Here is a 25,621-nt window from a genome sequence, read left to right as displayed (position 1 = left end):
TTTATCCCGCACGCTTATAGCGGCAACCGTAATACCCAATATCGTCATCGTCGGTGAGCGCCCCTAGCGCAACTCGCTGAACGCCAACTTGACGCCCAAGCCGATCAATACCGCACCCATCAGCCGGTCGAACCAGTGGCCCAAGCGGGCAAACCCGGCGCGCACCCGCGGCTGGCTGAACAACATCGCCACCAGGCAGAACCACAGCGCCGTCGCCAATGCCAGGTAGAGGCCATAACCGGCCTGCACCGTCAGCGGGGTATGCGGATCGATCACCACGGTAAACAACGACAGGAAGAACAGGGTTGCCTTGGGGTTCAGGCCATTGGTGACGAAGCCTGTGACAAAGGCCGCACGCGGAGAACGCGCGGCCTGCTCCAGGCTCAGCTCGGCGCGGGCCGGACCCGCCGGTTTGGCGCGCAATGCCTTGATCCCGATATAGAGCAGGTAAGCGGCCGCCAGCCACTTCAAGGCGTTGAACAAGACAATCGACTGGGACACGATCAGGCCGATGCCGAGCAGCGAATAGGCCACGTGCACGAAGATCCCGGTGCCCACACCCAGCGCGGTGAAGATCCCGGCACGCCGGCCGAAGGCCACGCTTTCGCGCACCACGATGGCAAAATCCGGCCCGGGGCTGGCTACCGCCAGCAGGTGAATCAGGGCAACGGTGAAAAATTCCGTCCAGTACATAGCGGCTCCGCAACAGGCATGGGGGTCTGATAGGCTGTTTACCTTACGCCCCGCTCCGACAGCAGAAAAGGTACAGCTGATGAGTAACAATAGCCGCGCAGTCTTTCTAGACCACAGCACACTCGACCTGGGCGATCTCGACCTGTCGCCACTGCAGCAGCTATTCGGCGAACTGACGTTGTACCCGCTGAGCAGCCCTGAACAGGTGATCGAGCGCCTGCAGGGTGTGCAGGTGGCGATCAGCAACAAGGTCCCGCTGGACGCCAAGACCTTTGCCGCCTGCCCCGAGCTGAAACTGGTATTGATCGCCGCCACCGGCACCAACAACATCGACCTGGCCGCCGCGCGCGAGCATGGCGTGCTGGTCTGCAATTGCCAGGGCTACGGCACGCCTTCGGTGGCGCAGCACACCCTGATGCTGTTGCTCGCCCTGGCCACCCGCCTGCCCGACTACCAGGGCGCGGTACGCGACGGCCGCTGGCAACAGGCGCAGCAGTTCTGCCTGCTGGATTTCCCCATCGTCGAACTGCAAGGCAAGACCCTCGGCCTGCTCGGCCACGGCGAACTGGGCGGTGCCGTGGCCACCCTGGCCGAAGCCTTCGGCATGCGCGTGCTGCTTGGCCAGCTGCCGGGGCGGCCGTCCCGCCCGGATCGCCTGCCGCTGGACGAACTGCTGCCGCAGGTCGATGCCCTGACCCTGCATTGCCCACTCACCCCTGCCACCCAGGACCTGATCGGCGAATACCAGCTGAGCCTGATGAAACCCGGCGCCTTCCTGATCAATACCGCGCGTGGCGGCCTGGTCGACGAACAGGCGCTGGCCGACGCCCTGCGCCGCGGCCATCTCGGCGGCGCGGCCACCGACGTACTGACCCGGGAGCCGCCAACCGACGGCAACCCCCTGCTCGCCGCCGACATCCCACGGCTGATCGTCACCCCGCACAGCGCCTGGGGCAGCCGCGAAGCGCGGCAACGCATCGTCACCCAGCTGACGGAGAACGCTCAGGCGTTTTTCGACGGCGCAGCGCGCCGGCTGGTGAACTAGCCGCACGAGGAATGGGTAATCGGGCCCGCATCGCCGCAGCCCCATTCCGCTCAAAGCCCTGGCCGGATTTGCTATCCTCCGCGCTTTTCCCAGGAGCCTATCCCCCCATGGACCCGCGAAGCGAAGTGCTGCTGCGCCAGGCCGACCTGTTCGGCGGCCCGTTGTTGCTCGCCGGCCTGCCGGCCGATGACCTGCTCGGCCAGTTGCCGGAAGCCCGGGGCTGGAGCTGGCACGCCGGCGAGCAGGCGCTGCTGGAAACCCGCTTTGCCGGGCGCAGCCACTTTGGCGTAACGCCTCCCGCGGACGGTTTCGCCGCCGCAGTGCTGTTCCTGCCGAAATCCCGCGAACTGACCGACTACCTGCTGGGCGCCCTCACGGCGCAACTGGCCGGGCGCCAGCTGTTCCTGGTCGGCGAGAAGCGCGCTGGCATCGAACGTGCGGCCAAGCAGCTGGCAGCCTTCGGCAGAGCGCGCAAGCTCGACAGCGCGCGCCACTGCCAGCTCTGGCAAGTCACCGTGGAAAACGCCCCAGCCACCCCGGACCTCGAAGCCCTGGCGCGGCACTACAGCCTGCCCCTGAGTGACGGCCCGCTGAGCGTGGTCAGCCTGCCCGGGGTATTCAGCCATGGCCGCCTGGACATCGGCAGCGCCTTGCTCCTGGAACATCTGGATCAGCTGCCGGCGGGTCACCTGCTCGACTTCGGCTGCGGTGCCGGCGTGCTCGGCGCGGCGCTGAAGCGCCGCTATCCGGAGAGCCAGGTGACCCTGCTGGATGTCGATGCCTTCGCCGTGGCCAGCAGCCGCCTGACCCTGGCCGCCAACGGCCTTGAGGCCAACGTCATCAGTGGCGACGGGATTGCCGCCGCCCCCAGGGGCCTGGCCGCTATCCTCAGCAACCCGCCGTTCCACCAGGGCGTGCACACCCACTACCAGGCCACGGAAAATCTGTTGCGGCATGCCGCCGAGCACCTCGAACGACACGGCCAATTGCGCCTGGTGGCCAACAGTTTTCTCAAGTACCCACCGCTGATCGAGCAATACCTCGGCCCCTGCCATACCCTGGCCGAAGCCAAGGGCTTTCGCATCTACAGTGCGAGCAAACCATAGCGACCCGATACAAGCGCAGGCTTGCCCAATCCGCTGCGGTTGGGCAGAATGCGCCCGTCCTAGGGGAGTAGTCTCCCGCGAGCAGCAGCTCGCCCGGCACGCGTCAACATACTTGGTCCACCGACCATGGTGCGTGCGACCCACAGCCCAGCAACACGGGCTGGCGCATTGTTAACCAGCAGCCGCTGGCCGATGACACTGCGCACAGGGTTTGACAAGACCTATGACACGCACACCTTACCCGGGGCGGGAAGGCGGTACGTGTCATAGCCATGTCGACCCGCCCCCGTTAGGAAGTCTGATGCTGGAATCCCTGTTCGTCCCTACCCTGATCGTTGCCCTAGCCGAAATCGGCGACAAGACCCAATTGCTCGCCTTGCTGCTGGCCGCGCGTTTTCGCAAGCCCCTGCCAATTATCCTCGGCATCGTGGTCGCCACCCTGGCCAACCATTTTCTCGCCGGTGCCGCCGGCAACTGGGTAGCCAGCCTGTTTTTCCCGCTGACCCTGAGCTGGACGCTCGCCGCCTCCTTCGTCGCCGTGGCGCTGTGGACCCTGGTTCCCGACAAGCTGGATGACGATGAAAGCTCGAGTTTCAAGCGCTACGGTCCATTCCTGACCACCCTGATCGCCTTCTTCATCGCCGAGATGGGCGACAAGACCCAGGTCGCCACGGTGATGCTGGCCGCGCAGTACCCTCACTTCGTGCTTGTGGTGATCGGCACCACCCTGGGCATGCTGATCGCCAACGTCCCCGTGGTGCTGGTCGGCAACTTTGCCGCCGAGCGCTTGCCACTGACCCTGATTCGTCGCCTGGCAGCCTGCGCTTTCGCCGCGCTGGCGGCTTATGCGAGCTACCAGGCCCTGCAACTCGGCGGACACTTATGGTATTGATTTGACGCCGATCCTCTGGCGCTCCGGCCGATGTTTTGGCTACTCTGACGGCCGATAAAGTGCGCAGCATCTTGCGCACCTTGCCCGACAAGCTTGGGAGAGCAGCATGTCATTGGATGATCGGAAAAAAGTGGTCCGCCAGCATATCGACCTGTCGTGGAACAAGGGTCGCCTGGCCCTGGCCGAACAGCTGCACAGCAAGGACTTTCTCTACAAAAGCTCGTTTGTCGGCCATCACCTGGGCAGCGCCGCCTTCGCCCAGCTGATCCAGGACATCCGCACTGCCATGCCAGACCTGCTGGTGGTGATCGAGGAGTGCATCGCCGAAGGCAACAAGGTCGTCACCTGGAGCACCCTGATCGGCACCATCGAGAAACCGGCCCTGGGTTACCCGCCGAGCGACAAGGTCTTGAGCATCGCGGCGATGGCCTTCTGGACGCTGACCCCGAGCAACGAGATCCAGGAAATCTGCACCATGTTCGACATGGAAAGCTTTCGCGCCCAACTGGGCCTGGACACCCGTTCCTTCTCGGAAAAAGCCCTGCCGTAAGCCGCTCGCCTATATGCACAGGGCGGCACCACCGCTGGCTAGCCCTGCCTGCGGTGGCGACGCTGTCAGCGCGCGGCCTTGGCCTGTTCGTAGAGCGGCATGACTTTCGGGATGGCCGCCTGCAAGGCGGCGATGCGGCTGCTCGACGACGGGTGGGTGCTCATGAACTCTGGCGGCGCGCCATTACCGGCCTTGGCCATCTTCTGCCACAGGCTGACAGCAGCGTTCGGGTTGTAGCCGCTGCGGGCGGCCAGTTCCAGCCCAAGCAGGTCGGCCTCGTTCTCGTTACCCCGGCTGTTGGGCAGGGTCAGGCTGTACTGCACCACGGTATCGGCCATGGCCATGCCCGTCTGGCCGAGCCCGAGCAGGGCACCGGCGCCCTGCTTGGCCAGCGCCACGCCGTAGGCCTTGGACATGGCTTCGCGGCTATGCTCGCGCAGGGCATGGGCCATTTCATGGCCGATGATCGCGGCGATCTCATCGTCGTTCAGTTGCAGCTTGTCGATCAGCCCGCTGTAGAAGAGGATCTTGCCACCCGGGCCGCAGCTGGCATTCAGCTCGGGACTCTTGATCAGATTGACCTCCCACTGCCACTGCGCGGCATCGGCGCGGAAAATCGGCGCCTGCTTGATCAGGCGATCGGTGATGACCCGCAAGCGCTTGGCGCTGGCGCTGCTCTTGTCCAGCACACCCTTGCTCGACGCCTCGCCCAGCGTCTGCTGATAGGACGCCGCATACATCTGGTTGATCTCTTGGGTCGAAAGCATGCTGAACATGTACTGCTTGCGCTCGACTCCCACTGCGCCACCGCTGGTGGTGTTCACGGCTTGGCATCCTGCCAGCAGCAAGGCCGCGGCCAGCGCGGTAAAGGACAACGTCTGGTTCATGCTGAATCTCCGTGCGAATAAGCCGCGTATGCTAGGCCCGCGCCCCTGGGCGAGCAACCGGCAATAGCGGCGGGAAGACGGCCAGCCATTCGTTATCGGCGCAAGACCCTGCGCCCGATAAACAGTCACGCAGTGCCTGCCGCTTTGCCAGGGCTGGTCGGATCGCAATAAGTTTCACCCCAGCACCCAACTGACGCCAGCTACGCCGGCGTCAGGCACTCGGGAGCATTCAGCTTGGGGTCGTTGACCAGATTGGCCAGGACCCGCTCGCGCAACAGCGGCTGCGGCCGGGCCAACAGCGCGTTGAGCTCGTCCAGCGGCGTGTCTGCCGCCAGCCACAGCGCCTGGGCGGCGGCATCGAGGATCAGCGGGCGACGCTGATTGGCCGCCGGCTGAGTCACCACCGCCGCGCTGAGATAGACACAACCCTCGACCGGATAGGCCTCCCACAGCGCGGCAAAGTACAGCGGGCTGTCTTCGCTGGTCAGCCAATACGGCCGTTTGCGCGCTGAGCCGCGCCATTCGTAAAAGCCATTGGCCGGCAACAAGCCGCGGCGCAGACGCAAGGCATCGCGGAACATCGGCTGCTCGGCCAGGGTTTCCGCCCGCGCCTGGGCCGGGGTTTTCGACAGATCCGTCAGCCAGGGCGGGGTCAGCCCCCAGCGGGCGCGCGCCAGTTGGCGCTCACCGGCGACGGCACGCAACAACAGAACCTGGGCACCGGGCGCAATATTCCATTGCGGCTGCTGATCCGCAGGAAAACCGGGCAAGGCCGCGAACACTGGCGACCAACGGAACAGGGCATAACGTCCACACATGAGACAACTCGATAACAGGTAGGCAGCGGGCCAGGCAGGGCCGGCGGTTGAATGGGACACCCGCGAAGACCAGGGGCCGACGCGTCACAGGCTATCGCTCAAGCAGCCTGGGCAGGCTCAGCCATCGCGCGCGGCGCAGCCTGCAGGTCCGCCACTGCGCGCCGAAGCGACTAGCAGAGCAGCACGCCCTGGAAGTTCTCTGGCTCGTCATTGGCCAGCGGTTGCGCGGCATTGTACGTGGCGATCAACTGCTGTGCGCGCTCGGCCTGAACATCCTCGACCATCAGACCGAGCAAGCCACAGGCCGGCAGCTCGCCGACCCCACCGAGCAGGTGCTGGCCGGTTAGGTGGGCCTCGATGCCCTCACTGGCCAGCATGCCCAGGAGCAACTCGCCTTCCAGCACGTCCTGCGGCTCGTAGATGCGCTGCATCAGTCGTTTTCTCCGCGCACATCGAGCGTCCAGTCAATGCCGTCGGTGTGCAGATCGAAGACAATGGGCCGGCAGCACACCGGGCAATCCTCGATGTACTGTTGATCGCCAGCGGAGAGGTCGAGCAGAGCCTCAACCGACTCGCCACAGTACGGGCATTGATAAAGCTGGCTTTCCAGCATCGCAGTCTCCATGTGACTTGTAGGTATAATCGCCGGTCTATCGCTGGTTCCAAGCACGGAACCACCCTCCTCAACATTCTGCTAACCACAGCCAACCACGACAAGAGAGCATGATGGGCGAATTCGATGCCATCCGACCTTACGCCGACTCCGAAGTACCCACTGTTCTGGCGCGCTTGCTGGCAGACAACGAGTTTCTCGACATCCTCACCCAGTATCGCTTCCCACGCCTGGCTGGCGCACTGGGCTGGCTGCTTAAACCACTTATAGCCTATCGACTGCGAGTTGAGTTCAGCAAGGTCGCCTCGGTAGCGGCGCTGCAGGAGAAAGTCGAGGTTTACGTCGACCAGAGCATCGAGCGCGCCACCGACGGCGTGACCTATTCCGGCGTCGAGCAACTCAAGGCCGGCAGTGCCTACCTGTTTCTCGCCAACCACCGCGACATCGTCATGGATCCGGCCTTCGTCAATTACGCGGTGTACCACGCCGGCCTGCCGACCCCGCGCATCGCGATCGGCGACAATCTGCTGCAGAAGCCGTTCGTCAGCGACCTGATGCGCCTGAACAAGAGCTTTATCGTGCATCGCTCGCTCAGCGGCCGCCGCGAGAAACTCGCGGCCTACCAACTGCTGTCGGCCTACATCAATCACTCGATCCGCACCGATTGCGAGTCGATCTGGATCGCCCAGGCCGAGGGCCGCGCCAAGGACGGCAACGACCGCACCGACTCGGCGATCCTCAAGATGTTCCACATGAGTCGCAAGAGCGAACCCTTTGCCGAAGTGATCGCTGCGCTGAAACTGACCCCGGTGTCGATCAGCTATGAATACGACCCCTGCGATCAGGCCAAGGCCCGCGAGCTGTTCATCCGCGCCAGCAGCGGCAGCTACAGCAAAGCGCCGGGCGAAGACGACCAGAGCATCGCCCTCGGCATTACCGGCTATAAAGGTCGCGTGCATATTCACTTCAGCGCACCGGTGAGCCACGGCCTGGAAGACAGCAAGCAGCTGGCTGCCGAGATAGACAGGCAGATTCTCAGCGGCTACCGGTTATTCCCGGTGCATTACCTGGCCTACGCCATGTGGAGCGCGCGCGATCCGGCACTCGACGTACCGAGCGCAGCGCAGCTGTTTCCCGCCGAGGAACTGGCTCGCGCCGAAGCCGAGTGGAACAAGCGCCTGGCGCGCTGCCCGGTCGAACAGCAGCCATATCTGGTGTTGCAATATGCCAATCCGGTGCGCAACCAATACCGGGTGAAAGCCGGCTTGCCGCTCTAGGAATGCCTGGCGCAGCAACAAAAACGGCAGCCCATGGGCTGCCGTTTTTGTTGTTTGAAACCATTGTCGCCGCCTCGGGCAATTCAGATCTGAGTGCTGCCCCAGGACAGCGCGAGCGACACCGCCAGGCTGATAAAACCGAAACGATAGAAAAACCGGTTAAGTCGTTGAGTCGGGGCGTCGAACATGTACACCTCCTCGGCCATATCCTTGGCAGCGCTGCCCGCGATCAAGCGCGCCACTGCGCGCTGCTCGCGCACTCGGGTGGCCAGCAGCAACCAGCTCCCGGCAAGCCCGAAGAACAGGGCAAGGGCATTCAACGACTGCGCGGGATGGGCAAGGAAAACAGACCAGAGCGCCTGCAACGGCATCAGCAACCTCCACAGCAAATTGGTGCACAGAGCACGCCTGTGCACCACGAAAGGGAAAATGCCGGCATTGTCGGGCGGAATGAAGCAACTGCGCTGATCGTTCGGGAAGGGAAAACTCGATTTTCCAGGGATAGGCGCTGACTTTCCGCCTCAAGCACTTCCATCAAGCGCACTTCACACCGCCGCAACCCACCGGGCGATCCGAAATACCGCGCGCAGTTTACTGGAGCAGCCGATTTAGAAGTTTCGTTTCCGACGAACGAAGGAGCTATCCCGAAATCGTCTGAGGATCGTCACATTCCTGGCCTAAGCTTTGAATCCTCTTCAGCTGCGCCACCGTCATCGCGGCACGGCGGCGTATCCAACCTGCCCCACGGAGGAATTGCCATGCTCACCCCACAACCACTTGATCGTGATTACCTGATCGATTCACTCGACGAAGTGGAAGACGTAATCAACGAGCTGTCCTTCAACGTCCAGGACCACCACTGGCTGGTCTATTGCGCCCTTGGCGGCCATGAACACTATGACCTGCCGGACATCGACCAAAACACCGGCTTCAGCTTGCCGGAGTTTTACGCCGAGGCGGCCTGAATCCCCCAAAAAGCCAAGCACGACTGCAATACCCTTCACTCAAAAAAAACGCCGCTCCCCCCCGCTACCGGAAAGCGGCGTTTTTTTGTGTGCGGCGCAGACCCTGGATGGGGTCACCCTACTGCCCTGCTTGATGGGCTGCCGCCAAGGAAAAATGCCGCTTGGCCCTTGCGGGGAAGCGGCATTCTCTCTGACTCTCGAGTTAGCCGACCAGTCGCTACCGCCAAGACCTGACAATCCTACTAGCGGCTGAACAGCATTGCGCTAACGGCCGGAACTCTATCGACCAGCGATTATTGGCTGAGCATTTGGCCAATGGTCGGATCCTTGAACGCGCGGGTCAGCGCATCGCTCAACACATCGCTGACCAGCTTGGTATTGGTTTCCTGGTTCGGTGCCATGCCAAAGCGCTGGTTCAACGAGGCGCCGTAGCGGCCGTTGTAACGGCGCGCGCTGTTCTGCACGTCGAGGCGGAAGGTTGCGGTGATATCGGACTCGGTGACGTACAAGCCTTCTTTCGGCGACTGGTACTTCAACTCGGCCAGGGTCAGGGTCAGTTGCGGCGCGTTGTAGGCATTCGGAGTCGGAGTGAAACCCAGCAGGCGCACCGCCGCTTCTGCCTGAGCTTGCAGTTTTGGCAGAATGTCCTGACCCCTCACGACGATCGCGCTGGTTTCCGGGTACAGGCCACCGCGCGTGCCGAGTACCGGCGACGGACGACCGTCGGCGACCCGAACCACCACCGGCTGGCCTTGGCCAACGGCGACCAGCGGGGCATTGATCTTGGGTTGCGGGCTGAGTTGTTGCGGGCTGTGGGCACAGCCGACCAGGGTCAGGCTGACGACAGTGATCAGACCAAACAACAGGCGATGCAGCATGCTCATCTCTCCATGGGTGTAGGGCGCAAAATTGCCCTGCAGTATAACCAGCCGCACCATGGGCTAACAGCGCCGCGGGCAAGACTTGAGGGTTGTCGGGCTGTTGTCATGGCCTTGTCATGCCCAACTGGCATAAGACTTTAGTCGTCAACCGCCTGAGTCCACACCATGTTTTCCCTTCGTTCCTGGCTCGCCCCGCGCCGTCACATTCGCACCTTTGCCCTGCTCGACGAGCACGGCCTGTGCCGTGCCTTTCGCCAGTCAGCCCAGGCGCCACAAGGCCTGGGCTGGATCGAGGTCAATCAGCAGCAGCTCGGCTGGCTGCATAAACCACTCCCCGCCAGCGCGCGTAGCGCCGCAAACGTGAAATATTCGGCCGCCGCCAAAACCTCAGCAGCCTGACCGGCGGGAGAAGAAAAGCCACTTGAGGCGATCAATTTTTCTGCATTCGTCTTATAATCGCGCCCCGATTATAAGGACGTCTCCTGATCGGGCCTCGCCGTACCGCTGATGCATTAGCCATCGGCCACGCCCCAGAGAGTCGCCCACTTCGTGCAGCCCCTTCCGGCTCGCCGCTTTTACCCATAACGCAGAATACCTTGCAGCCATGCAACGGGAGTTTTGCGCGGGCAAAAAGGCAGGCCAGGGCGAACGAGCTTTTGAGGTTCACGGCTCCAAAAGAGCGTGAAAAAAACGGTTTCAACAACTTCACAAGAGTGTGGCGAAAATGAACGATCTTGCGGCTGGCAAATGCTCCGCTATCCCCTCCTGCCTCATCCCAGGACATCTCGGCGACTGCTGATTAGGCGTTGTTTCACGCTTAGGCCTCTGGCCGTCAATTGGGTGCTGCATTTTTAGGAGAAGTGGTAATGGCGCATAACGATTACGAAACGGTAGATGCGGTGCTGGTTGGCGCCGGCATCATGAGCGCGACCTTGGCCGTGCTACTGAAAGAGCTCGATCCGACCCTCAAGCTGGAAGTCATCGAACTGATGGAGTCCGGGGCGATCGAAAGCTCCAACCCCTGGAACAATGCCGGTACCGGCCATGCCGGGCTGTGCGAACTGAACTACACCCCGCCAGCGGCGGATGGTTCGATCGACATCAAGAAATCGGTGACCATCAACACCCAGTTCGAAGAGTCGAAGCAGTTCTGGGCCTATTTGGTTGAAAAAGGCACCTTCGGCTCGCCCAAGTCCTTCATCACCCCGGTGCCACACCTGAGCTTCGTGCGCGGACAGGAAGGCATCGACTTCCTCAAGACGCGCTTCAAGGCACTCACCCAGCACCATGCCTTCAGCGACATGGAATACACCGAAGACCGCGCCACCATGGCCAAGTGGATGCCACTGATGCTGCCGGGGCGCGATCCCAACGAACCGATTGCCGCGACCCGGGTCATGGCGGGCACCGATGTCAATTTCGGCACCCTGACCAAACACCTGCTCGACCACCTGGGCACACAGCCCAACGCACAGGTCAAGTGCAGCCAGAAGGTCACCGGCCTCGAGCGTAACGAGCAAGGCTGGCGCGTCAGCATCAAGGATCTGCAGAACGGCGACCAGCGTACGGTCCAGGCCAAGTTCGTCTTCCTCGGTGCCGGCGGTGCCGCCCTGCCGTTGCTGCAGATGTCCGGCATCCCGGAAGGCAAAGGTTACGGCGGTTTCCCGGTGAGCGGCCAGTGGTTGCGCTGCGATAACCCGGAGGTGGTCAAACAGCACGAAGCCAAGGTCTACAGCCAGGCCGAAGTGGGTTCGCCGCCGATGTCGGTGCCGCACCTCGACACCCGTGTGGTCGACGGCGAGAAATCCCTGCTGTTCGGACCCTACGCCGGTTTCTCGACCAAGTTCCTGCGCCACGGCTCCCTGCTCGATCTGCCGCTGTCGATCCGCCCCAACAACATCGGCCCGATGCTGGCGGTGGCGCGCGACAACTTCGAACTGACCCGCTACCTGATCAAGGAAGTGATGCAGTCCGACGAGAAGCGCCTGAAGACCCTGCGCGGCTTCTACCCGCTGGCGAAAGCCGAGGACTGGCGCCTGGAAACAGCCGGCCAGCGCGTGCAGATCATCAAGAAAGATGCCAAGCACGGCGGCATCCTGCAGTTCGGCACCGAACTGGTCGCAGCCCGGGATGGCTCCATCGCCGCCCTGCTCGGCGCATCGCCAGGCGCGTCGGTGACCGTGTCGATCATGCTCGACCTGCTGCAGCGCTGCTTCCCCAAGCAGGTTGAATCCGAGCAGTGGCGCAGCAAGCTGAACGAGATCTTCCCCGCCATGGCCGCAGTGCTCGCCAGCGACGCCGAACGCTACAGCGAAGTGCAGGCGCGCTCCGACGAACTGCTGCAACTGAACGAGCCCGCCATGGCTTGAGTCGGCAGCAGAACTGAGAGCTTGTGAAAAAACCGTCTTGCGAGGCGGTTTTTTTATGGACGCTGTTTCGCTCAAGCAGCGCACGAACCCGTTGCTGGCAGTCACCCACATCAGAGCGCAGGATTGCCTACCGTTTTTTGCAGGTGGGGCAGACCGCGTAGCGATAGCCATCGCAGCTCAATCGGCGCACTGGCAATCATAAGCATGGTTCGCGGGGTTTCGCTCGAGCCGCCTAGGCAGAGGCACCCAGCGGGTAGAAGCTGAAGTATCGGCGTAGCGAATCGACCATCTCGACGAACTCGGCTGGCGGCGCCACCAGGGCGAAACCCGAGTCGAAGCTGCCTGGGGTGACATCCTCGCGACACCACTGACAGGTGGCCGAGAAATCGATGAAGCGTGGCGCATTCTGCCCTGGAATCTTCAAGCGCATGTCGAAACGCGCACCGACCAGCAACGGTAATTGGCTGATCAACATCAGGCCGTCCAACGACACATTGCCGATATAGCCCATCGGCTTATCGGTAATGCGGTTGAACACCTTCAGGTAGCTAGGTAACTGCTGGCGTTCTATTCGGCGCTGAATGGGCATAATGGCAAATCGCTATAAAGAGCCTCTAAGTATGGCCGCACTACTGCTCTTAAACCAGTTTCAGGAACAGCGCTCGGACACTCGGTCACGTAGCTGGCGACGAGCGGCATCCAGCTGTTCGTCGCTGTAATAGGTTCGTTCGCCATTGCCCTCGGAGCGGAAATAGCGCCGTCCTTCCGGGATCTGCGCCAATCTACTGCGCAACTCGTCGCATTCCTGCGCACGCTGGCTTTGCCGTTCGGCTGAGGCAACCGAAGCCTGCGCCTGCTCGGTGCGGCGCGCCTCGTAGAAGCGCGCGGTACGCTCCTCGCGCTCGCGGGTCGCCACGTCACGCTCGATCACCTGCGGCCTGACCTCGACCTGCTCGGCTCCGGGCGCAACAGGGCGCTGAGCGAAATGCACCTGGCCATTGGCATCGACCCAGCGATAAATTTCTGCCGCGGCCAATCCAGGCAGCAACAAAAGACAGAACAACAGGCGCATGATTTTTCCTCCCTGAACGATGCATCAGCTTACCCCTGCAACACCCAGTCGCCAAACCCTTCGACCAGTGGTCAGAGGGTTGCGGATGCAGTCTTGGCCGCTCCCACCGGACGGTAATGCCCCGATTGCTGCAAGGTTTCCAAGCGCGCGCGGGCGCGGAACGCGTATTCGCTGGCGGGATAGCGGCTGATGATGAACTCGTAGGTCTGCGCCGCATCGACGAACAGTGTCTGCCGCTCCAGGCACTGGCCACGCAGCAGGGAGATTTCCGGCTGCAGGTACCCGCGCGAACGGCTTTTGCGCTCGGCCTGGGACAACTCCAGCATGACCTGCTGACAATCGCCCCGCTCATAGGCGCGATAGGCGTTGTTCAAATGGTGGTCGAGCGACCAACGGGTACAACCGGCGGCGCTGAGCGCCAGGATCAGAATCAACAGGGTTCGCATGGGTCTCTCCTCCTCTGAGCAGTGTATCGACCGCGACGGGAAAATCTGCAGGGCAGCGCCGATAGCCGGTTCAGGCACCAGGCACTCAGCCACCACCCGCAGCCTCCACTAAGCTGATACAGATCAACGCCAGCAGCGCCCCCATGCGTTGCAATGTGCAGCTAACCCACAGCGAGGTCCAGACCATGAATCTGCAACAGCTACTGGTGGTCATCGATTCCCAGCAGCCCCACCAGCCGGCTCTCGAGCGCGCGCTATGGCTGGCGCGCAAGACCCGCGCGCAACTGCACCTGCTACTGGTCGAATACAACGCCACCCTGGAAGCCGGCCATCTGTTCGATACCGCCATGCAAAACCGGGGGCGCGCCGCCTTGCTCGACCGTGGCACGCAATGGCTGGAGGAATTGGCTGCGCCGCTACGGACCGAGGGCCTGGAGGTGCATCTGGACGTGCGCTGGGGCAGGCCGCTGCACAAATTGGTCTTGGAGAAAGTGGACGAGTTGGCGCCAGACCTGGTGCTCAAGTCCACCGTTCATGACAGCCTGCTGCGCCGGCTGCTGCTGACCAACAGTTGCTGGCAGTTGATCCGCCATTGCCCGGCACCACTATGGCTGGTGCACCATGCCGAATGGCAGGGCCACAGCCTGTGCGCTGCGCTCGATCCGCTGCACAGTGCCGACAAACCGGCGGCGCTCGATCACCAACTGATTCGCGCCGCCAGCGAACTGAGCCGTCAACTGGGCATGCAGGCTCACTACCTGCACAGTTATTCCCCCTTGCCGCGCACCCTGATGTTCGATGCCGAACTGGTCGCCAATTACGATGACTATGTCGCCCGTTGCGCCGCCCAGCACCGCGAAGCCTTCGAGCAGTTGATCGGCCAGTACCCGATCGCCACGCCCGATACCCACTTGATCGAGGGCTTTGCCGAAGAAGTGCTGCCACGCTTTGTTCGCGAGCAGCATGTCGATCTGCTGCTGATGGGCGCCATCGCCCGCGGTCACCTGGATACGGCCCTGATCGGACATACCGCGGAACGCATTCTGGAGAGCGTGGACTGCGATTTATTGGTCCTCAAACCTGAGCGGCTGTGAAAAAACTCCCGCCTACTGCGGCCGCCTCCAGGCGCTCGATATGTTCACAACCGCAGCGCAGAAAGGTAGTGCAGAGCAACAATGACTACAGGGTGACGGCGTAGTAGCCTCGCGCTCAATCGCAACTCAGGAGTCTGTGCATGACCTTTCGCCGTACCAAAATCGTCGCCACCCTTGGTCCATCGAGCAATTCGCCCGAAGTCCTCGAGCAACTGATCATCGCGGGTCTGGATGTCGCCCGCCTGAACTTCTCCCACGGCTCGCCGGACGAGCACAAGGCCCGCGCCAAGCTGGTGCGCGAACTGGCCGCCAAGCATGGCCGGCATGTCGCCCTGCTCGGCGACCTGCAAGGACCGAAGATCCGCATTGCCAAGTTCGCCTGCAAACGCATCGAGCTCAAGGTCGGCGACCGGTTCACCTTTTCCACCAGCCATCCGCTGACCGAAGGCACCCAGGAAATCGTCGGCATCGACTACCCGGATCTGGTCAAGGACTGCGGCGTCGGCGACGAACTGTTGCTCGATGACGGCCGGGTGGTGATGCGCGTGGACACGGCAACCGCCGACGCCCTGCACTGCTCGGTATTGATCGGCGGCCCGCTGTCCGACCATAAAGGCATCAACCGTCGCGGCGGTGGCCTGACCGCCCCGGCGCTGACCGAAAAAGACAAGGCCGACATCATCCTCGCCGCCGAGATGGACCTGGATTACCTGGCCGTGTCCTTCCCGCGTGACGCCTCGGACATGGAGTACGCGCGCAAGCTGCGCGACGAGTCGGGCGGTACCGCCTGGCTGGTGGCCAAGATCGAACGCGCCGAAGCCGTGGCCGACGACGAAACCCTCGACGGCCTGATCCGTGCCAGTGACGCGGTAATGGTCGCCCGCGGCGACCTCGGTGTGGAAATCGGTGACGCCGAACTGTGCGGCATCCAGAAGAAGATCATTCTGCATGCGCGCCGCCACAACAAGGCGGTGATCACCGCGACCCAGATGATGGAGTCGATGATCCAGAACCCGATGCCGACCCGCGCGGAAGTCTCCGACGTAGCGAACGCCGTGCTCGACTACACGGACGCGGTGATGCTCTCGGCGGAAAGTGCCGCCGGTGCCTACCCGCTGGAAGCGGTGCAGGCCATGGCGCGGATTTGCATCGGTGCGGAAAAGCACCCGACCAGCAAAGCCTCCAGCCATCGCATGGGCACGACCTTCGAGCGCTGCGACGAAAGCATCGCCCTCGCGGCCATGTACACGGCCAACCACTTCCCGGGCGTCAAAGCGATCATCGCCCTGACCGAAAGCGGCTACACCCCGCTGATCATGTCGCGGATTCGCTCCTCGGTGCCTATCTACGCCTTCTCCCCGCACCGCGCCACCCAGGCCCGCGCCGCCATGTTCCGCGGCGTCTACACCGTGCCGTTCGACCCGGCGGCCCTGCCCCCGGAACAAGTCAGCCAGGCGGCCGTGGACGAACTGCTCAAGCGTGGCGTGGTCAAGCAGGGCGACTGGGTGATCCTGACCAAGGGCGACAGCTACCACACCATCGGTGGCACCAATGGCATGAAGATCCTGCATGTCGGTGAAGCGCTGGTGTAAGGCCTGCGCCGTAACGCCAAAAGGCCGCTCGATCGAGCGGCCTTTTCGTTTGTGCAGCGTAGGGTGCGCCGCGCGCACCAAGAGCTCCATGAAAACTGCCGGTGCGCGCGGCGCACCCTTCGAGTCGGCGCTTAGCCAAATTGGGAGAAATCCGCCGGCCGCCGCTGCATGAAGGCCGTCAGCGCTTCGATGGCTTCCGGCGAGCGCAGGCGCTGGCCGAACAGTGCGCCCTCCTCCTCGATCACCCGGCGCAACTCTTCACGACCCGGCGCGCGCATCAGGCGCTTACTGTCGGTCACCGCCGAGGGCGCCAGTTGCTGGAAGCGCAGGGCCATCTCGCGGGCCTTGGCCAGGGTCGCGGCACCGTCCGCCAGCGCCTGGTTGGCAATCCCCCAGGCGGCCGCCTGCTCGCCAGTGAAGCCCTGTCCCAGCAGCAGCAACTCGGCCGCCCGCGCATGGCCGAGCAGGCGCGGCAGGATCAGGCTGGAGCCGTATTCGGGGCACAACCCCAGGTTGACGAAGGGCATCTTCAGGCTCGCCTCGCGGCTGACGTAGACCAGGTCGCAATGCAACAGCAAGGTAGTGCCGATGCCCACCGCCGGGCCGCTGACCGCCGCCACCACCGGCTTGCTGAACTCGAACAGGGCCCGCATGAACTGGAACACTTCACTGTTCAGACCGGCTGGCGGCGCCTGGATGAAATCGGCCACATCGTTGCCGCTGGTGAAACACGTCTCGCCGCCGGTGATCAGCACGGCGCGAACGCTGGCGTCCCGATCGGCCTGATCGAGCACCTCGGCCATGCCGCTGTACATCGCCCGGGTCAGGGCATTTTTCTTGTGCAAACGATTCAGGCGCAGGGTCAGCAGACCTTCCTCGCGCTCAACCAGCAGGTGTTCGCTCATCACTCATGCTCCGGGATCACGCCGCCGAAGTGGTTATCGGGCGTGCGGTAAAAACAGGTCGGCAAACATCTGATTACGCGGTATGCCTGCCAGATACAGGCGCCGGGTAAAGCGTTCGACACTGTCGGGGTGGCCGCAGAGTAAGGCGAGGGTTTGCCGGGAAACAAGGCGCAGTTCGGCCAAAGCCGCCGGCAACTCGGCCGCGCCGAGCAGCTCGACCTGCAGCTGCGGATGCTCCGCCGCCAGCTGTGCCAGGGGTTCGGCCAGGTAATGTCCGGTTCGATCATGGGCCAGGTGAATGACCCGGATGCTGCCCTGGTGATCCTGGCGCAGCGCTTCGCGCAACACCCCGTACAGCGGGGCCAGCCCGGTGCCGGCCGCCAGCAGCCAGAGCGGGCGCATCTGCCAGTCGGGGTCGTAGTGCAAGGCGCCGCCGCGCAGTTCACCGAGACGCAAGGCATCGCCCGGCTTGAATGCCCGCGCCGCATCGCTGAACGCGCCGCTGTGGCGACAGTCCAGGTGGAACTCCAGCCAGGGATCTTCGTCCGGTAGGCTGGCCAACGAATAAGGGCGGGCAATCCCCGTATCGGTCCAGAGCACCAGATGCTGACCGGCCCGGTAACGCAGCGGTTGCTGCGGGGTCAGGCGCAGGCGCAGCACATCCGGGCCGAGCCAGTCGCAGGCAGCGATCTGCGCGGGGCGGCCATCGCGCAGCGGATCGAACACTTCGACCTGCAGGTCGTCGACGATCCGGCACTGGCAGGCCAGCCGCCAGCCCTGCTCGCGACGCTGCGGGTCGAGCGCCTCGGGCTTGGCATCCAGCGGCTCACCGCGCAGGCAGCGCACCAGGCAGGCATGGCAACTGCCCGAACGGCAGCTATAAGGCACGGCAACACCACCCTGCAGTAGGGCATCGAGCAGGTTGCTGGCGGGCGCAACGGTTAGCCGTTGCTCACCCACCCGGAGCTCAGGCATCGACATCCTCCCAGGCCGCCGCGCAACGGTTACGCCCGCTGCGTTTGGCCCGGTAGAGCGCCTGATCGGCGCGCTGCAGCGCCTCATCCAGATCATCGTGCATGGTCAGCAAGGTCATTCCGATAGACAGACTCAGAGTATCCACCTTAATGCCCACGGGTTCAGCCTGATTGAAGGCCTCGCGCAAGCGCTCGCAACAGGCGGTGAACTGATCGGCCTGGGTGTTGGGTAGCAACAGCACGAATTCCTCGCCGCCGTAACGGGCGATGATATCGCCATCGCGCAGACAGGCTTGCGCCACGCTGGCGAAGGTCTGCAGGACACGATCTCCGGCGGCATGGCCGTGGGCATCGTTGATCCGCTTGAAGTGATCCAGGTCGATCAGCGCCAGGCCGTGCTGGCTGCCTGCGCGCAGACTTTCCAGCTCACCGTTGGCAAAGCGCAGGAAATGGCGACGGTTGAACAGGCCGGTCAGTTCATCCGTCGCCACCAAGCCTTCGAGCTGACGCATCATTCCGCGCAGGGTGTCCTGGTGCGCTTGCAAGGCGAAGCGGCGCTGGCGCATGCGCTGACGCATGGCGTGCATATAACTGGCAAACAGGCTCAGCCAGAGCATCACCCCAGCCAACACGCTGACCTGCAAGATGGCCAGGCCCGGATCGGCCAGCCGGTACAGATACGCCTCGTAAAGATTCAGCCCGGCAAAGCCGAAAAACGCGATGGCCGCACAGCGCGCAAACACCCTGGGCGGCAACTGGAACACACCGAACAACAGGATCAGCACGTAGACCACCAGCAAGGCGCCGCGGCCATTGGCAAACATGCCCAACAACAGCGTCAGCCAGGCCAGGGCCACCAGCACCTGCGCTTCGGTCAGGCTGGGGTCACGAAAGCGTAGATTCTGCCCGGAGAGAAACAGGCCGAGGAAGACCGCCTGAGTGAGCGCCGCCAAGCCGGTGACCAGCAGCGCAGTCGGTATGGAGGCACGAAACAGGTCGTTGAATACCGCGACCCAGCACAGCAGCCCCGTCAGGGCGTAGGTCGCCGTCGCCATGCCGAAGCGCTTCAGCAACAGGCGTTGCAGGGTATGCTGAGTGACCCGCTGATGGCTTAGGCTCATGGGGGCTTATGGGCTCCATCCCATACTGGCATTCAGCCGCCACTCTACGCCCGTGATGATCAAATGCACAGCACGTTCAGAGGGCGATCCGCGACCAAGGTCGACCGCCGGCGGGTGTCCGCCCAGTCGCCTGCGCGTTATACTGCCGCGCCTTTTTTACTGCGCCCGCGCGTCGACGCGTGGTTCGCCGCCGCCGAAGTTTCTGCCCTACTCCTACCTTTACAAAAGGAGCGCCAAGCATGACCGTGATCAAGCAAGACGACCTGATCCAGAGCGTCGCCGATGCCCTGCAGTTCATCTCCTACTACCACCCCGTGGATTTCATCCAGGCCATGCACGAGGCCTACCTCAAGGAAGAATCCCCGGCCGCCCGTGATTCCATGGCGCAGATCCTGATCAACTCGCGCATGTGCGCCACCGGCCACCGGCCGATCTGCCAGGACACCGGCATCGTCACCGTGTTCGTCCGCGTCGGGATGGACGTGCGCTGGGACGGCGCGACCATGAGCATCGACGACATGATCAACGAAGGCGTACGGCGCGCCTACAACCTGCCGGAAAACGTCCTGCGCGCCTCGATCCTGGCCGACCCGGCCGGCGCCCGCAAGAACACCAAGGACAACACCCCGGCGGTGATCCACTACTCCATCGTCCCCGGCGCCAAGGTCGAAGTGGACGTCGCGGCCAAGGGCGGCGGCTCCGAGAACAAGTCGAAGATGGCCATGCTCAACCCGTCCGACTCGATCGTCGACTGGGTGCTCAAGACCGTGCCGGAAATGGGCGCCGGCTGGTGCCCGCCGGGCATGCTCGGCATCGGCATCGGCGGCACCGCCGAGAAGGCCGCGCTGATGGCCAAGGAAGTATTGATGGAGTCCATCGACATCCATGAACTGAAGGCCCGCGGCCCGCAGAACCGCATAGAGGAACTGCGCCTGGAACTGTTCGACAAGGTCAACCAGCTGGGCATCGGCGCCCAGGGTCTCGGCGGCCTGACCACCGTGCTCGACGTCAAGATCATGGACTACCCGACCCACGCCGCCTCCCTGCCGGTGTGCATGATCCCCAACTGCGCCGCCACCCGCCACGCCCACTTCGTCCTCGACGGCTCCGGCCCGGCCGAGCTGACCCCGCCGCCGCTGGACGCCTACCCGGAAATCGTCTGGGAAGCCGGCCCGAGCGCACGCCGCGTCGACCTGGACAGCATCACCCCGGAAGACGTGCAGAGCTGGAAGCCGGGCGAGACCGTACTGCTCAACGGCAAGATGCTCACCGGCCGCGACGCCGCGCACAAGCGCATGGTCGAAATGCTCAACAAGGGTGAACAACTGCCGGTCGATCTGAAAGGCCGCTTCATCTATTACGTCGGCCCGGTCGATCCGGTCGGCGACGAAGTGGTTGGCCCGGCTGGCCCGACTACCGCCACGCGGATGGACAAGTTCACCCGGCAGATCCTCGAAAGCACCGGCCTGCTCGGCATGATCGGCAAGTCCGAACGCGGTCCGATTGCCATCGAGGCGATCAAGGACAACAAGGCCGTGTACCTGATGGCCGTCGGCGGCGCCGCCTACCTGGTATCGCAAGCGATCAAGAAATCCAAGGTGCTGGCGTTCGCCGAACTGGGCATGGAAGCCATCTACGAGTTCGAAGTGAAAGACATGCCGGTCACCGTGGCGGTCGACACCAAGGGCGAGTCGGTGCACATCACCGGCCCGGCGATCTGGCAGAAGAAGATCCACGACAGCCTGGCGGTTGAAATCAAGTAACCGCTAATCCGCTTAAACGACAAACCCGGCCATGTGCCGGGTTTGTCGTTTAAGCGCCAGCCTCAGTCCAGCGGTTCATCGTCGCGGATGAGGGTGTAGTGCCTGCCCTGCTGGTCCTCGCTGTAGTCGTGCACATAGAACATCACCACCTCGCCCAGCCCCGGCATGGTCGCCACATAGTCGCCGATGTCGGCCACAAAGAAGCCGGCCGAACCGGGCTTGGCCTCGCACTCGATATAGGCGGTGACGAAGGTATCGGGCTCGGCATCGCCGAAGAAGTCGGCACGCTCGAGTTCGTCCCAGTCGGCAGGCGCCTGGAACGCACCGCTGAACAGGATTTTGGCATCACCGAGGTCGAGTTCTTCGGCCTCGGGATCATCTTCATCCGGCCGGTAGACGGTGCAGTCCTGGGCGTCCGGGTTGCTGAGAATGGCCAGGCGCTGCTGGGGATCAATCGGGGGCATGTGGATCTCCTTGGGTCAGGATTGCAGCCTACAGGAGGCATCGGAGTCTGGGAAAATATCCAGCGCCGATGCAAGACGGGCGCAGTAGACGAGCGTCTCACGGCCGCTCGAAGACCAGGGCTTTCAAGCCGCTGTCGGGCTGGCTGTCGGCGAACTCCGGCGGGTTTTCCAGGCGCTGGACAAAGCTCAGGCTCGGTGCTTCAAGGGCCATGCTTTGCAGTAAAAAGTCGGGGCCGATGTCCGGGTCATTCATGCAGGCCAGGACCATGCCGTGCTCGCTGAGCAACTCGGGCAGGCGGCGCAGGACTTTTCGATAATCCTGGGTCAGGACAAAACTGCCCTTCTGGAAAGACGGCGGGTCGATGATGACCAGGTCATAGGGACCGCTCTTCTTCACCTTGCCCCAGGATTTGAACAGGTCGTGAGCGAGGAAACTCACCCGGCTCAGGTCATGCCCGTTCAGCCGGTGATTGTCCCGCCCGCGGCTCAGGGCCGCCCTGGCCATGTCCAGGTTCAGCACATGCTCGGCGCCCCCGGCGATGGCGGCCACCGAGAAACCGCAGGTGTAGGCGAACAGATTGAGCACCCGCTTGCCCTCGGCCTGGGCTTGCACCCAGCGGCGGCCGTAGCGCATGTCGAGAAACAGGCCGCTGTTCTGCTTCTTGCCCAGATCCAGCTGGAAACGCAGGCCATGCTCGCTGATCGGCCATTCATCGCGCACCTCGCCCAGCAGCCACTCCGTCGCGCTGTCCGGCAGGTAGCGGTGTTGCAGCAACAGGCTGTGCGCCTGGCTGTGCAGCCAGGCGGGCGACTGGGTCAGCGCCATGAGCATGTGTTTCAGCGCGGCCAGCTCGGCCTGCCCCGGCTCGCGGAACAGCGACACCAGCAGCACGCCCTGCAGCCAGTCGACGGTGACCTGCTCGAGCCCCGGCCAGCAGCGCCCGCGGCCGTGGAACAGGCGCCGCGCTTCGACGGGGGCGGGGTTCAATGCGGCGAGCAACTGCTGCTGCAGGGTAGCGATGGCATCTGAATTCATGGGGGGCTTATCACCTGGTCGTTGCGGCGCATTTTAAACGCAATGAAGGCCTGTCCCCGGAAAAACTCGGCGGTGGTGACAATATCCGGCGCCATCGCGAGACCGTCTCCCGGCGTTCGCGGCAAGCCGCACTGCGTTCAGCCCGGAGCGCAGCGACAGCCCGCCGCTCCCCGCACAAATGCCGATCGCTTAAGTCTGCGTTAAGACTCACCGCCGACACTCACACCCACGCCAACAGATGAGGTTCCGGTCATGGAGCTGCCTTGGGTGCAACACGACAACGCTTTGGCTCGAATCGGCCGCGATCACCCCCTGAGCCTGTACCTGGCTCAAGCCTCCAGCCCACGCCGGGCGCAACTGGAAGCCTTTATCCATGAGCGCTTCGCGCTGCAGCATGGCGCCCGGGTGCGCCACTTCATGCCCTGCCTGTTCGGCCTGGAGGATCTCGCCGGCCAGTTGCTCGGCGCGGTCGGCCTGCGCAGTGGCGCCAGTGGCCCGCTGTTTCTCGAGCGCTACCTGAAGCAACCGGCCGAGGCGGTGATCGCCGCGCAGCACGGGCCTAATCCGCCCAGCCGCCAGCAGATCGTCGAAGTCGGCAATCTGGCCGCCAGCAGCCCTGGCGCCGCACGCCTGCTGATAGTCGCGCTGACCGACCTGCTGGTGGCCCTGGGCTTTCGCTGGGTGACCTTCACCGGCACGCCGACCCTGCTCAACAGCTTCCAGCGTCTGGGCCTGACGCCCTTGCCGCTGGGCCCGGCCGATCCCGACTGCATGGGCGACGAGCTGGCCGACTGGGGCAGCTACTACGACAGCCAACCGCAGGTGATGGCCGGCGATATCTACGCCGGCCATCAGCGCCTGCTGCACCTCGGCGCCTATCCGCGCCTGGGCCACCAAGCCTTTTATGCCCTGGAGGACATGCCCCATGTGGCCTGCCGCTGACAGTCTGTTCACCGAACTGGCCCTGCACGCCGAGCGTATCGCCCTGCGCCAGGGCCAGCGGCAATTGAGCTACCGGCAGTTGCTCGATGAGGTGTCGCGGCGCAGCGCGTACCTGACGCAGCTCGGCGCCCAACGCATCGCCCTGGCCCTGGACAACGGCATCGACTGGCTGCTGTGGGATCTGGCCGCACTCAAGGCCGGCCTGGTCTGCGTGCCGCTGCCCGGCTTCTTCTCGCCGGATCAGCAACGCCATGTGCTCGACAGCGCCGGCGTCGACTGCCTGCTCGGCCAGGACAGTCCCGCGTATCGCGAGCTGGGCTTCGTTGCCAGCGGCGCCGGCCTGCTGCTGCGCCCGCTGCCGCAGACAGCCGAACTGCCGGCCGGCACCTGCAAGATCACCTACACCTCGGGCACCACCGGCCAGCCGAAAGGCGTCTGCCTGGATGCCCACACCCAGCTGCAAGTCGCCTATAGCCTGGTCAGGGCCAGCGCCGCCTGCCAGGTCGAACGCCACCTGTGCGTGCTGCCGCTGGCCACCCTGCTGGAGAACATCGCCGGGGTCTACGCGCCGCTGCTGGCCGGCGCCTGCGTCGAGCTGCTGCCGATGGCCGAGGTCGGCCTGCTCGGCGCCAGCCAGTTCGACCTGCCGCGTTTTCTCGGCGCGCTGCAGCGCGTGCAGCCGCACAGCCTGATCCTCCTGCCGCAGTTGCTGCTGGCCCTGGTCGGCGCCGCCGAACGCGGCCTGCCGCTGCCTGACTCGTTGCGTTTCATCGCGGTGGGCGGCGGCCGGGTGGCGCCGCAGCTGCTCGAGCGCGCCGACGCCCTCGGCCTGCCGGTGTTCGAAGGCTATGGCCTATCCGAATGCGCCTCGGTGGTCTGCCTGAATACCCCGCAGCAGCGCCGCATCGGCAGCGTCGGCAAGCCGCTCGAGCACCTCGAGATCCGTCTCGGCCCGGATCAGGAAGTCCTGGTCAAAGGCCCGCGCCTGCTCGGTTACCTGGGCGAGCCGGCACCCCAGGGCGACTGGCTCGCTACCGGCGACCTCGGCCATTTCGAGGAGGGCTTCCTGATCCTGCACGGGCGCAAGAAGCACCAGTTCATCACCGCCTTCGGCCGCAACGTCAACCCGGAATGGGTCGAGGCCGAACTGGTCCAGCAACTGCCGATCGCCCAGGCCTGGCTGCATGGCGAAGCGCTGCCGGCGAATGTCGCGGTGCTGGTGCCACGCTTCGCCGACAGCAGCGACGAAGACCTCGCCGCGGCAGTCGAGCAGGTCAATCGGCAACTCCCCGATTACGCCCGCGTGCACCACTGGCTGCGCGCCGAGCAACCCTTCAGCAGCGCCAACCAGCTGGCCACCGCCAACGGCCGCCTGCGCCGCGCCGCCCTTTATCAGCACTACCAGAGCGCCATCGACGAGTCGATGGCCGATGACCCCTGCCACGGAGATGCCCGATGAGTTTCTACGACCACCTGCTCGAACAGACCAGCAGCGAGCGCCATTACCTGCTCGGTGCGCCGATCATCCAGCAGGCCATGCGCGGCCAGGTCAGCCTGCCCAGCTACCTGGCCTTCCTCACCGAGGCCTACCACCACGTCAAGCACACCGTGCCCTTGCTGATGGCCTGCGGCGCGCGCCTGCCCGAACGTCTGGAATGGCTGCGCGAGGCGATTGCCGAATACATCGAGGAGGAATACGGCCACCAGGAATGGATCCTCAACGACATCCGCGCCTGTGGCGGCGATGCCGAGGCGGTGCGCGCCGGCACGCCGCAGATGGCCACCGAACTGATGGTCGGCTACGTCTACGACCGCATCGCCCGGCACAACCCGGCGAGCTTCTTCGGCATGGTCCAGGTCCTCGAAGGCACCAGCATCGCCCTGGCCACCCAGGCCGCCGGGATCATCCAGGAGCAACTGCAACTGCCGGCCCAGGCCTTCAGCTACCTGACGTCCCACGGCAGCCTCGACCTCGAGCACATCGAACTGCTGAAGACCCTGATGAATCGCCTGGACGACCCCGCCGACCAGGCCGCCGTGGTACACACCGCCAAGGTGGTCTACCGCCTGTATGGCGATATCTTCCGCAGCCTGCCGCTAGCCGGCGAGGAGTGAT

At 63.9% G+C, this 25,621-nt stretch carries 29 protein-coding genes and 1 riboswitch; of the genes, 14 read left to right on the top strand and 15 right to left on the bottom strand.

Annotation, left to right across the window (positions count from 1 at the left end):
• Window positions 1–63: 63 nt before the first annotated feature.
• The gene (locus G9C89_RS10360) at window positions 64–693 is read right to left on the bottom strand and encodes a LysE family translocator (protein WP_172147792.1); all 630 of its coding nucleotides are present in this window, start codon (window positions 691–693) and stop codon (window positions 64–66) included.
• Window positions 694–772: 79 nt separating this feature from the next.
• Between G9C89_RS10360 and G9C89_RS10355 the strand changes: the two genes are divergently transcribed.
• The 4 genes from G9C89_RS10355 to G9C89_RS10340 all read left to right on the top strand — a co-directional run bounded on the left by G9C89_RS10355 (window position 773) and on the right by G9C89_RS10340 (window position 4,286).
• Window positions 773–1,738, top strand: a complete 966-nt coding sequence (locus G9C89_RS10355; protein WP_172147791.1) for a 2-hydroxyacid dehydrogenase — start codon at window positions 773–775, stop codon at window positions 1,736–1,738.
• 107 nt (window positions 1,739–1,845) lie between these two features.
• Window positions 1,846–2,844, top strand: coding sequence for a class I SAM-dependent methyltransferase (locus G9C89_RS10350; RefSeq protein ID WP_172147790.1), 999 nt, complete (start codon window positions 1,846–1,848; stop codon window positions 2,842–2,844).
• Between the two features lie 50 nt (window positions 2,845–2,894).
• A riboswitch (yybP-ykoY riboswitch) is annotated at window positions 2,895–3,031 on the top strand.
• Window positions 3,032–3,148: 117 nt separating this feature from the next.
• Window positions 3,149–3,736 carry a TMEM165/GDT1 family protein gene (locus G9C89_RS10345; RefSeq protein WP_172147902.1) on the top strand — a complete coding sequence of 196 codons (588 nt, stop codon included), beginning with the start codon at window positions 3,149–3,151 and terminating at the stop codon, window positions 3,734–3,736.
• Between the two features lie 106 nt (window positions 3,737–3,842).
• Window positions 3,843–4,286, top strand: coding sequence for a ketosteroid isomerase-related protein (locus tag G9C89_RS10340; protein WP_172147789.1), 444 nt, complete (start codon window positions 3,843–3,845; stop codon window positions 4,284–4,286).
• 65 nt (window positions 4,287–4,351) lie between these two features.
• Here G9C89_RS10340 and G9C89_RS10335 read toward each other — a convergent pair whose 3' ends face one another.
• From G9C89_RS10335 to G9C89_RS10320, 4 genes are all read right to left on the bottom strand, one after another.
• Window positions 4,352–5,173, bottom strand: a complete 822-nt coding sequence (locus G9C89_RS10335) for a M48 family metallopeptidase (RefSeq protein WP_172147788.1) — start codon at window positions 5,171–5,173, stop codon at window positions 4,352–4,354.
• A 200-nt stretch (window positions 5,174–5,373) separates the two neighbouring features.
• Window positions 5,374–5,991, bottom strand: coding sequence for an SOS response-associated peptidase (locus G9C89_RS10330; RefSeq protein WP_172147787.1), 618 nt, complete (start codon window positions 5,989–5,991; stop codon window positions 5,374–5,376).
• A gap of 170 nt (window positions 5,992–6,161) precedes the next feature.
• Entirely contained in the window at window positions 6,162–6,422 is a 261-nt protein-coding gene (locus tag G9C89_RS10325) for a putative signal transducing protein (RefSeq protein ID WP_172147786.1), read from the bottom strand.
• Complete coding sequence (locus tag G9C89_RS10320) at window positions 6,422–6,604, bottom strand: CPXCG motif-containing cysteine-rich protein (protein WP_172147785.1); 183 nt, start codon at window positions 6,602–6,604, stop codon at window positions 6,422–6,424. Before G9C89_RS10320 ends, G9C89_RS10325 begins: the two co-directional genes overlap by 1 nt.
• A gap of 110 nt (window positions 6,605–6,714) precedes the next feature.
• On the opposite strand from G9C89_RS10320, the gene G9C89_RS10315 reads away from it, so the two are divergent.
• Complete coding sequence (locus tag G9C89_RS10315) at window positions 6,715–7,881, top strand: 1-acyl-sn-glycerol-3-phosphate acyltransferase (RefSeq protein ID WP_172147784.1); 1,167 nt, start codon at window positions 6,715–6,717, stop codon at window positions 7,879–7,881.
• 83 nt (window positions 7,882–7,964) lie between these two features.
• Here G9C89_RS10315 and G9C89_RS10310 read toward each other — a convergent pair whose 3' ends face one another.
• Window positions 7,965–8,252: a hypothetical protein gene (locus G9C89_RS10310; RefSeq protein WP_172147783.1), complete on the bottom strand. Its 288-nt coding sequence runs from the start codon at window positions 8,250–8,252 to the stop codon at window positions 7,965–7,967.
• A 387-nt stretch (window positions 8,253–8,639) separates the two neighbouring features.
• Here G9C89_RS10310 and G9C89_RS10305 point away from each other — a divergent pair, with 387 nt between their 5' ends.
• The gene (locus tag G9C89_RS10305) at window positions 8,640–8,846 is read left to right on the top strand and encodes a hypothetical protein (RefSeq protein WP_172147782.1); all 207 of its coding nucleotides are present in this window, start codon (window positions 8,640–8,642) and stop codon (window positions 8,844–8,846) included.
• Window positions 8,847–9,139: 293 nt separating this feature from the next.
• Here the strand turns inward: G9C89_RS10305 and G9C89_RS10300 are convergent, their stop codons facing one another.
• Window positions 9,140–9,724, bottom strand: a complete 585-nt coding sequence (locus G9C89_RS10300) for a YajG family lipoprotein (RefSeq protein WP_172147781.1) — start codon at window positions 9,722–9,724, stop codon at window positions 9,140–9,142.
• 168 nt (window positions 9,725–9,892) lie between these two features.
• Here G9C89_RS10300 and G9C89_RS10295 point away from each other — a divergent pair, with 168 nt between their 5' ends.
• Together G9C89_RS10295 and mqo are read left to right on the top strand one after the other, a co-directional pair.
• Window positions 9,893–10,126 carry a hypothetical protein gene (locus G9C89_RS10295; RefSeq protein WP_172147780.1) on the top strand — a complete coding sequence of 78 codons (234 nt, stop codon included), beginning with the start codon at window positions 9,893–9,895 and terminating at the stop codon, window positions 10,124–10,126.
• A 467-nt stretch (window positions 10,127–10,593) separates the two neighbouring features.
• Window positions 10,594–12,096, top strand: coding sequence for a malate dehydrogenase (quinone) (gene mqo, locus G9C89_RS10290; protein WP_172147779.1), 1,503 nt, complete (start codon window positions 10,594–10,596; stop codon window positions 12,094–12,096).
• A gap of 232 nt (window positions 12,097–12,328) precedes the next feature.
• Here the strand turns inward: mqo and G9C89_RS10285 are convergent, their stop codons facing one another.
• The 3 genes from G9C89_RS10285 to G9C89_RS10275 all read right to left on the bottom strand — a co-directional run bounded on the left by G9C89_RS10285 (window position 12,329) and on the right by G9C89_RS10275 (window position 13,614).
• Complete coding sequence (locus G9C89_RS10285) at window positions 12,329–12,685, bottom strand: PilZ domain-containing protein (RefSeq protein WP_172147778.1); 357 nt, start codon at window positions 12,683–12,685, stop codon at window positions 12,329–12,331.
• A 60-nt stretch (window positions 12,686–12,745) separates the two neighbouring features.
• Window positions 12,746–13,168, bottom strand: a complete 423-nt coding sequence (locus G9C89_RS10280) for a DUF4124 domain-containing protein (RefSeq protein WP_172147777.1) — start codon at window positions 13,166–13,168, stop codon at window positions 12,746–12,748.
• Window positions 13,169–13,239: 71 nt separating this feature from the next.
• Window positions 13,240–13,614 carry a tetratricopeptide repeat protein gene (locus tag G9C89_RS10275; protein WP_172147776.1) on the bottom strand — a complete coding sequence of 125 codons (375 nt, stop codon included), beginning with the start codon at window positions 13,612–13,614 and terminating at the stop codon, window positions 13,240–13,242.
• Window positions 13,615–13,799: 185 nt separating this feature from the next.
• Between G9C89_RS10275 and G9C89_RS10270 the strand changes: the two genes are divergently transcribed.
• Together G9C89_RS10270 and pyk are read left to right on the top strand one after the other, a co-directional pair.
• Window positions 13,800–14,708: a universal stress protein gene (locus G9C89_RS10270; protein WP_172147775.1), complete on the top strand. Its 909-nt coding sequence runs from the start codon at window positions 13,800–13,802 to the stop codon at window positions 14,706–14,708.
• 140 nt (window positions 14,709–14,848) lie between these two features.
• Window positions 14,849–16,300, top strand: a complete 1,452-nt coding sequence (pyk, locus tag G9C89_RS10265; protein WP_172147774.1) for a pyruvate kinase — start codon at window positions 14,849–14,851, stop codon at window positions 16,298–16,300.
• Window positions 16,301–16,431: 131 nt separating this feature from the next.
• Here pyk and G9C89_RS10260 read toward each other — a convergent pair whose 3' ends face one another.
• Genes G9C89_RS10260 through G9C89_RS10250 form a run of 3 tightly spaced genes read right to left on the bottom strand, consistent with a single transcriptional unit; the run spans window position 16,432 to window position 19,300 of the window.
• Window positions 16,432–17,205, bottom strand: coding sequence for an enoyl-CoA hydratase (locus G9C89_RS10260; protein ID WP_172147773.1), 774 nt, complete (start codon window positions 17,203–17,205; stop codon window positions 16,432–16,434).
• A gap of 33 nt (window positions 17,206–17,238) precedes the next feature.
• Window positions 17,239–18,180 (bottom strand): iron-sulfur-binding ferredoxin reductase, encoded by a 942-nt coding sequence (locus G9C89_RS10255; protein WP_172147772.1) that lies wholly within the window; start codon window positions 18,178–18,180, stop codon window positions 17,239–17,241.
• A complete protein-coding gene (locus tag G9C89_RS10250; RefSeq protein WP_172147771.1) occupies window positions 18,173–19,300 on the bottom strand; it encodes a GGDEF domain-containing protein in 1,128 nt (375 codons plus the stop codon). The genes G9C89_RS10255 and G9C89_RS10250 overlap by 8 nt, the downstream gene beginning before the upstream one ends.
• A 239-nt stretch (window positions 19,301–19,539) precedes the next feature.
• Between G9C89_RS10250 and G9C89_RS10245 the strand changes: the two genes are divergently transcribed.
• Window positions 19,540–21,063, top strand: a complete 1,524-nt coding sequence (locus G9C89_RS10245) for a fumarate hydratase (protein ID WP_172147770.1) — start codon at window positions 19,540–19,542, stop codon at window positions 21,061–21,063.
• A gap of 62 nt (window positions 21,064–21,125) precedes the next feature.
• Here the strand turns inward: G9C89_RS10245 and G9C89_RS10240 are convergent, their stop codons facing one another.
• Together G9C89_RS10240 and G9C89_RS10235 are read right to left on the bottom strand one after the other, a co-directional pair.
• Window positions 21,126–21,527 (bottom strand): hypothetical protein, encoded by a 402-nt coding sequence (locus G9C89_RS10240; RefSeq protein WP_172147769.1) that lies wholly within the window; start codon window positions 21,525–21,527, stop codon window positions 21,126–21,128.
• Window positions 21,528–21,624: 97 nt separating this feature from the next.
• Complete coding sequence (locus G9C89_RS10235; protein WP_172147768.1) at window positions 21,625–22,563, bottom strand: class I SAM-dependent methyltransferase; 939 nt, start codon at window positions 22,561–22,563, stop codon at window positions 21,625–21,627.
• 252 nt (window positions 22,564–22,815) lie between these two features.
• On the opposite strand from G9C89_RS10235, the gene G9C89_RS10230 reads away from it, so the two are divergent.
• Genes G9C89_RS10230 through G9C89_RS10220 form a run of 3 tightly spaced genes read left to right on the top strand, consistent with a single transcriptional unit; the run spans window position 22,816 to window position 25,620 of the window.
• Window positions 22,816–23,505 carry a thermostable hemolysin gene (locus G9C89_RS10230; RefSeq protein WP_172147767.1) on the top strand — a complete coding sequence of 230 codons (690 nt, stop codon included), beginning with the start codon at window positions 22,816–22,818 and terminating at the stop codon, window positions 23,503–23,505.
• Window positions 23,489–24,964, top strand: a complete 1,476-nt coding sequence (locus tag G9C89_RS10225; protein ID WP_172147766.1) for an AMP-binding protein — start codon at window positions 23,489–23,491, stop codon at window positions 24,962–24,964. The genes G9C89_RS10230 and G9C89_RS10225 overlap by 17 nt, the downstream gene beginning before the upstream one ends.
• Window positions 24,961–25,620 (top strand): TenA family transcriptional regulator, encoded by a 660-nt coding sequence (locus G9C89_RS10220; RefSeq protein ID WP_172147765.1) that lies wholly within the window; start codon window positions 24,961–24,963, stop codon window positions 25,618–25,620. Before G9C89_RS10225 ends, G9C89_RS10220 begins: the two co-directional genes overlap by 4 nt.
• The last annotated feature ends 1 nt before the right edge of the window (window position 25,621 follow it).

This window comes from Pseudomonas tumuqii (assembly GCF_013184545.1).
Lineage (GTDB): Bacteria > Pseudomonadota > Gammaproteobacteria > Pseudomonadales > Pseudomonadaceae > Aquipseudomonas > Aquipseudomonas tumuqii.
Note: the sequence above shows the minus strand (reverse complement) of the source record. Positions and strands in the feature narration are given on the sequence as shown.

Excerpts from the sequence above, each read along its gene's own strand:
- mqo (WP_172147779.1), top strand. The coding sequence starts at position 10,594 with ATGGCGCATAACGATTACGAAACGGTAGATGCGGTGCTGGTTGGCGCC.
- G9C89_RS10250 (WP_172147771.1), bottom strand. The coding sequence starts at position 19,300 with ATGAGCCTAAGCCATCAGCGGGTCACTCAGCATACCCTGCAACGCCTG.
- G9C89_RS10315 (WP_172147784.1), top strand. The coding sequence starts at position 6,715 with ATGATGGGCGAATTCGATGCCATCCGACCTTACGCCGACTCCGAAGTA.
- G9C89_RS10270 (WP_172147775.1), top strand. The coding sequence starts at position 13,800 with ATGAATCTGCAACAGCTACTGGTGGTCATCGATTCCCAGCAGCCCCAC.
- G9C89_RS10225 (WP_172147766.1), top strand. The coding sequence starts at position 23,489 with ATGTGGCCTGCCGCTGACAGTCTGTTCACCGAACTGGCCCTGCACGCC.
- G9C89_RS10230 (WP_172147767.1), top strand. The coding sequence starts at position 22,816 with ATGGAGCTGCCTTGGGTGCAACACGACAACGCTTTGGCTCGAATCGGC.
- G9C89_RS10245 (WP_172147770.1), top strand. The coding sequence starts at position 19,540 with ATGACCGTGATCAAGCAAGACGACCTGATCCAGAGCGTCGCCGATGCC.
- G9C89_RS10255 (WP_172147772.1), bottom strand. The coding sequence starts at position 18,180 with ATGCCTGAGCTCCGGGTGGGTGAGCAACGGCTAACCGTTGCGCCCGCC.
- G9C89_RS10355 (WP_172147791.1), top strand. The coding sequence starts at position 773 with ATGAGTAACAATAGCCGCGCAGTCTTTCTAGACCACAGCACACTCGAC.
- G9C89_RS10285 (WP_172147778.1), bottom strand. The coding sequence starts at position 12,685 with ATGCCCATTCAGCGCCGAATAGAACGCCAGCAGTTACCTAGCTACCTG.
- G9C89_RS10335 (WP_172147788.1), bottom strand. The coding sequence starts at position 5,173 with ATGAACCAGACGTTGTCCTTTACCGCGCTGGCCGCGGCCTTGCTGCTG.
- G9C89_RS10260 (WP_172147773.1), bottom strand. The coding sequence starts at position 17,205 with ATGAGCGAACACCTGCTGGTTGAGCGCGAGGAAGGTCTGCTGACCCTG.
- G9C89_RS10275 (WP_172147776.1), bottom strand. The coding sequence starts at position 13,614 with ATGCGAACCCTGTTGATTCTGATCCTGGCGCTCAGCGCCGCCGGTTGT.
- G9C89_RS10330 (WP_172147787.1), bottom strand. The coding sequence starts at position 5,991 with ATGTGTGGACGTTATGCCCTGTTCCGTTGGTCGCCAGTGTTCGCGGCC.
- G9C89_RS10340 (WP_172147789.1), top strand. The coding sequence starts at position 3,843 with ATGTCATTGGATGATCGGAAAAAAGTGGTCCGCCAGCATATCGACCTG.
- G9C89_RS10220 (WP_172147765.1), top strand. The coding sequence starts at position 24,961 with ATGAGTTTCTACGACCACCTGCTCGAACAGACCAGCAGCGAGCGCCAT.
- pyk (WP_172147774.1), top strand. The coding sequence starts at position 14,849 with ATGACCTTTCGCCGTACCAAAATCGTCGCCACCCTTGGTCCATCGAGC.
- G9C89_RS10350 (WP_172147790.1), top strand. The coding sequence starts at position 1,846 with ATGGACCCGCGAAGCGAAGTGCTGCTGCGCCAGGCCGACCTGTTCGGC.
- G9C89_RS10300 (WP_172147781.1), bottom strand. The coding sequence starts at position 9,724 with ATGCTGCATCGCCTGTTGTTTGGTCTGATCACTGTCGTCAGCCTGACC.
- G9C89_RS10280 (WP_172147777.1), bottom strand. The coding sequence starts at position 13,168 with ATGCGCCTGTTGTTCTGTCTTTTGTTGCTGCCTGGATTGGCCGCGGCA.
- G9C89_RS10305 (WP_172147782.1), top strand. The coding sequence starts at position 8,640 with ATGCTCACCCCACAACCACTTGATCGTGATTACCTGATCGATTCACTC.
- G9C89_RS10235 (WP_172147768.1), bottom strand. The coding sequence starts at position 22,563 with ATGAATTCAGATGCCATCGCTACCCTGCAGCAGCAGTTGCTCGCCGCA.
- G9C89_RS10360 (WP_172147792.1), bottom strand. The coding sequence starts at position 693 with ATGTACTGGACGGAATTTTTCACCGTTGCCCTGATTCACCTGCTGGCG.
- G9C89_RS10310 (WP_172147783.1), bottom strand. The coding sequence starts at position 8,252 with ATGCCGTTGCAGGCGCTCTGGTCTGTTTTCCTTGCCCATCCCGCGCAG.
- G9C89_RS10320 (WP_172147785.1), bottom strand. The coding sequence starts at position 6,604 with ATGCTGGAAAGCCAGCTTTATCAATGCCCGTACTGTGGCGAGTCGGTT.
- G9C89_RS10325 (WP_172147786.1), bottom strand. The coding sequence starts at position 6,422 with ATGCAGCGCATCTACGAGCCGCAGGACGTGCTGGAAGGCGAGTTGCTC.
- G9C89_RS10295 (WP_172147780.1), top strand. The coding sequence starts at position 9,893 with ATGTTTTCCCTTCGTTCCTGGCTCGCCCCGCGCCGTCACATTCGCACC.
- G9C89_RS10240 (WP_172147769.1), bottom strand. The coding sequence starts at position 21,527 with ATGCCCCCGATTGATCCCCAGCAGCGCCTGGCCATTCTCAGCAACCCG.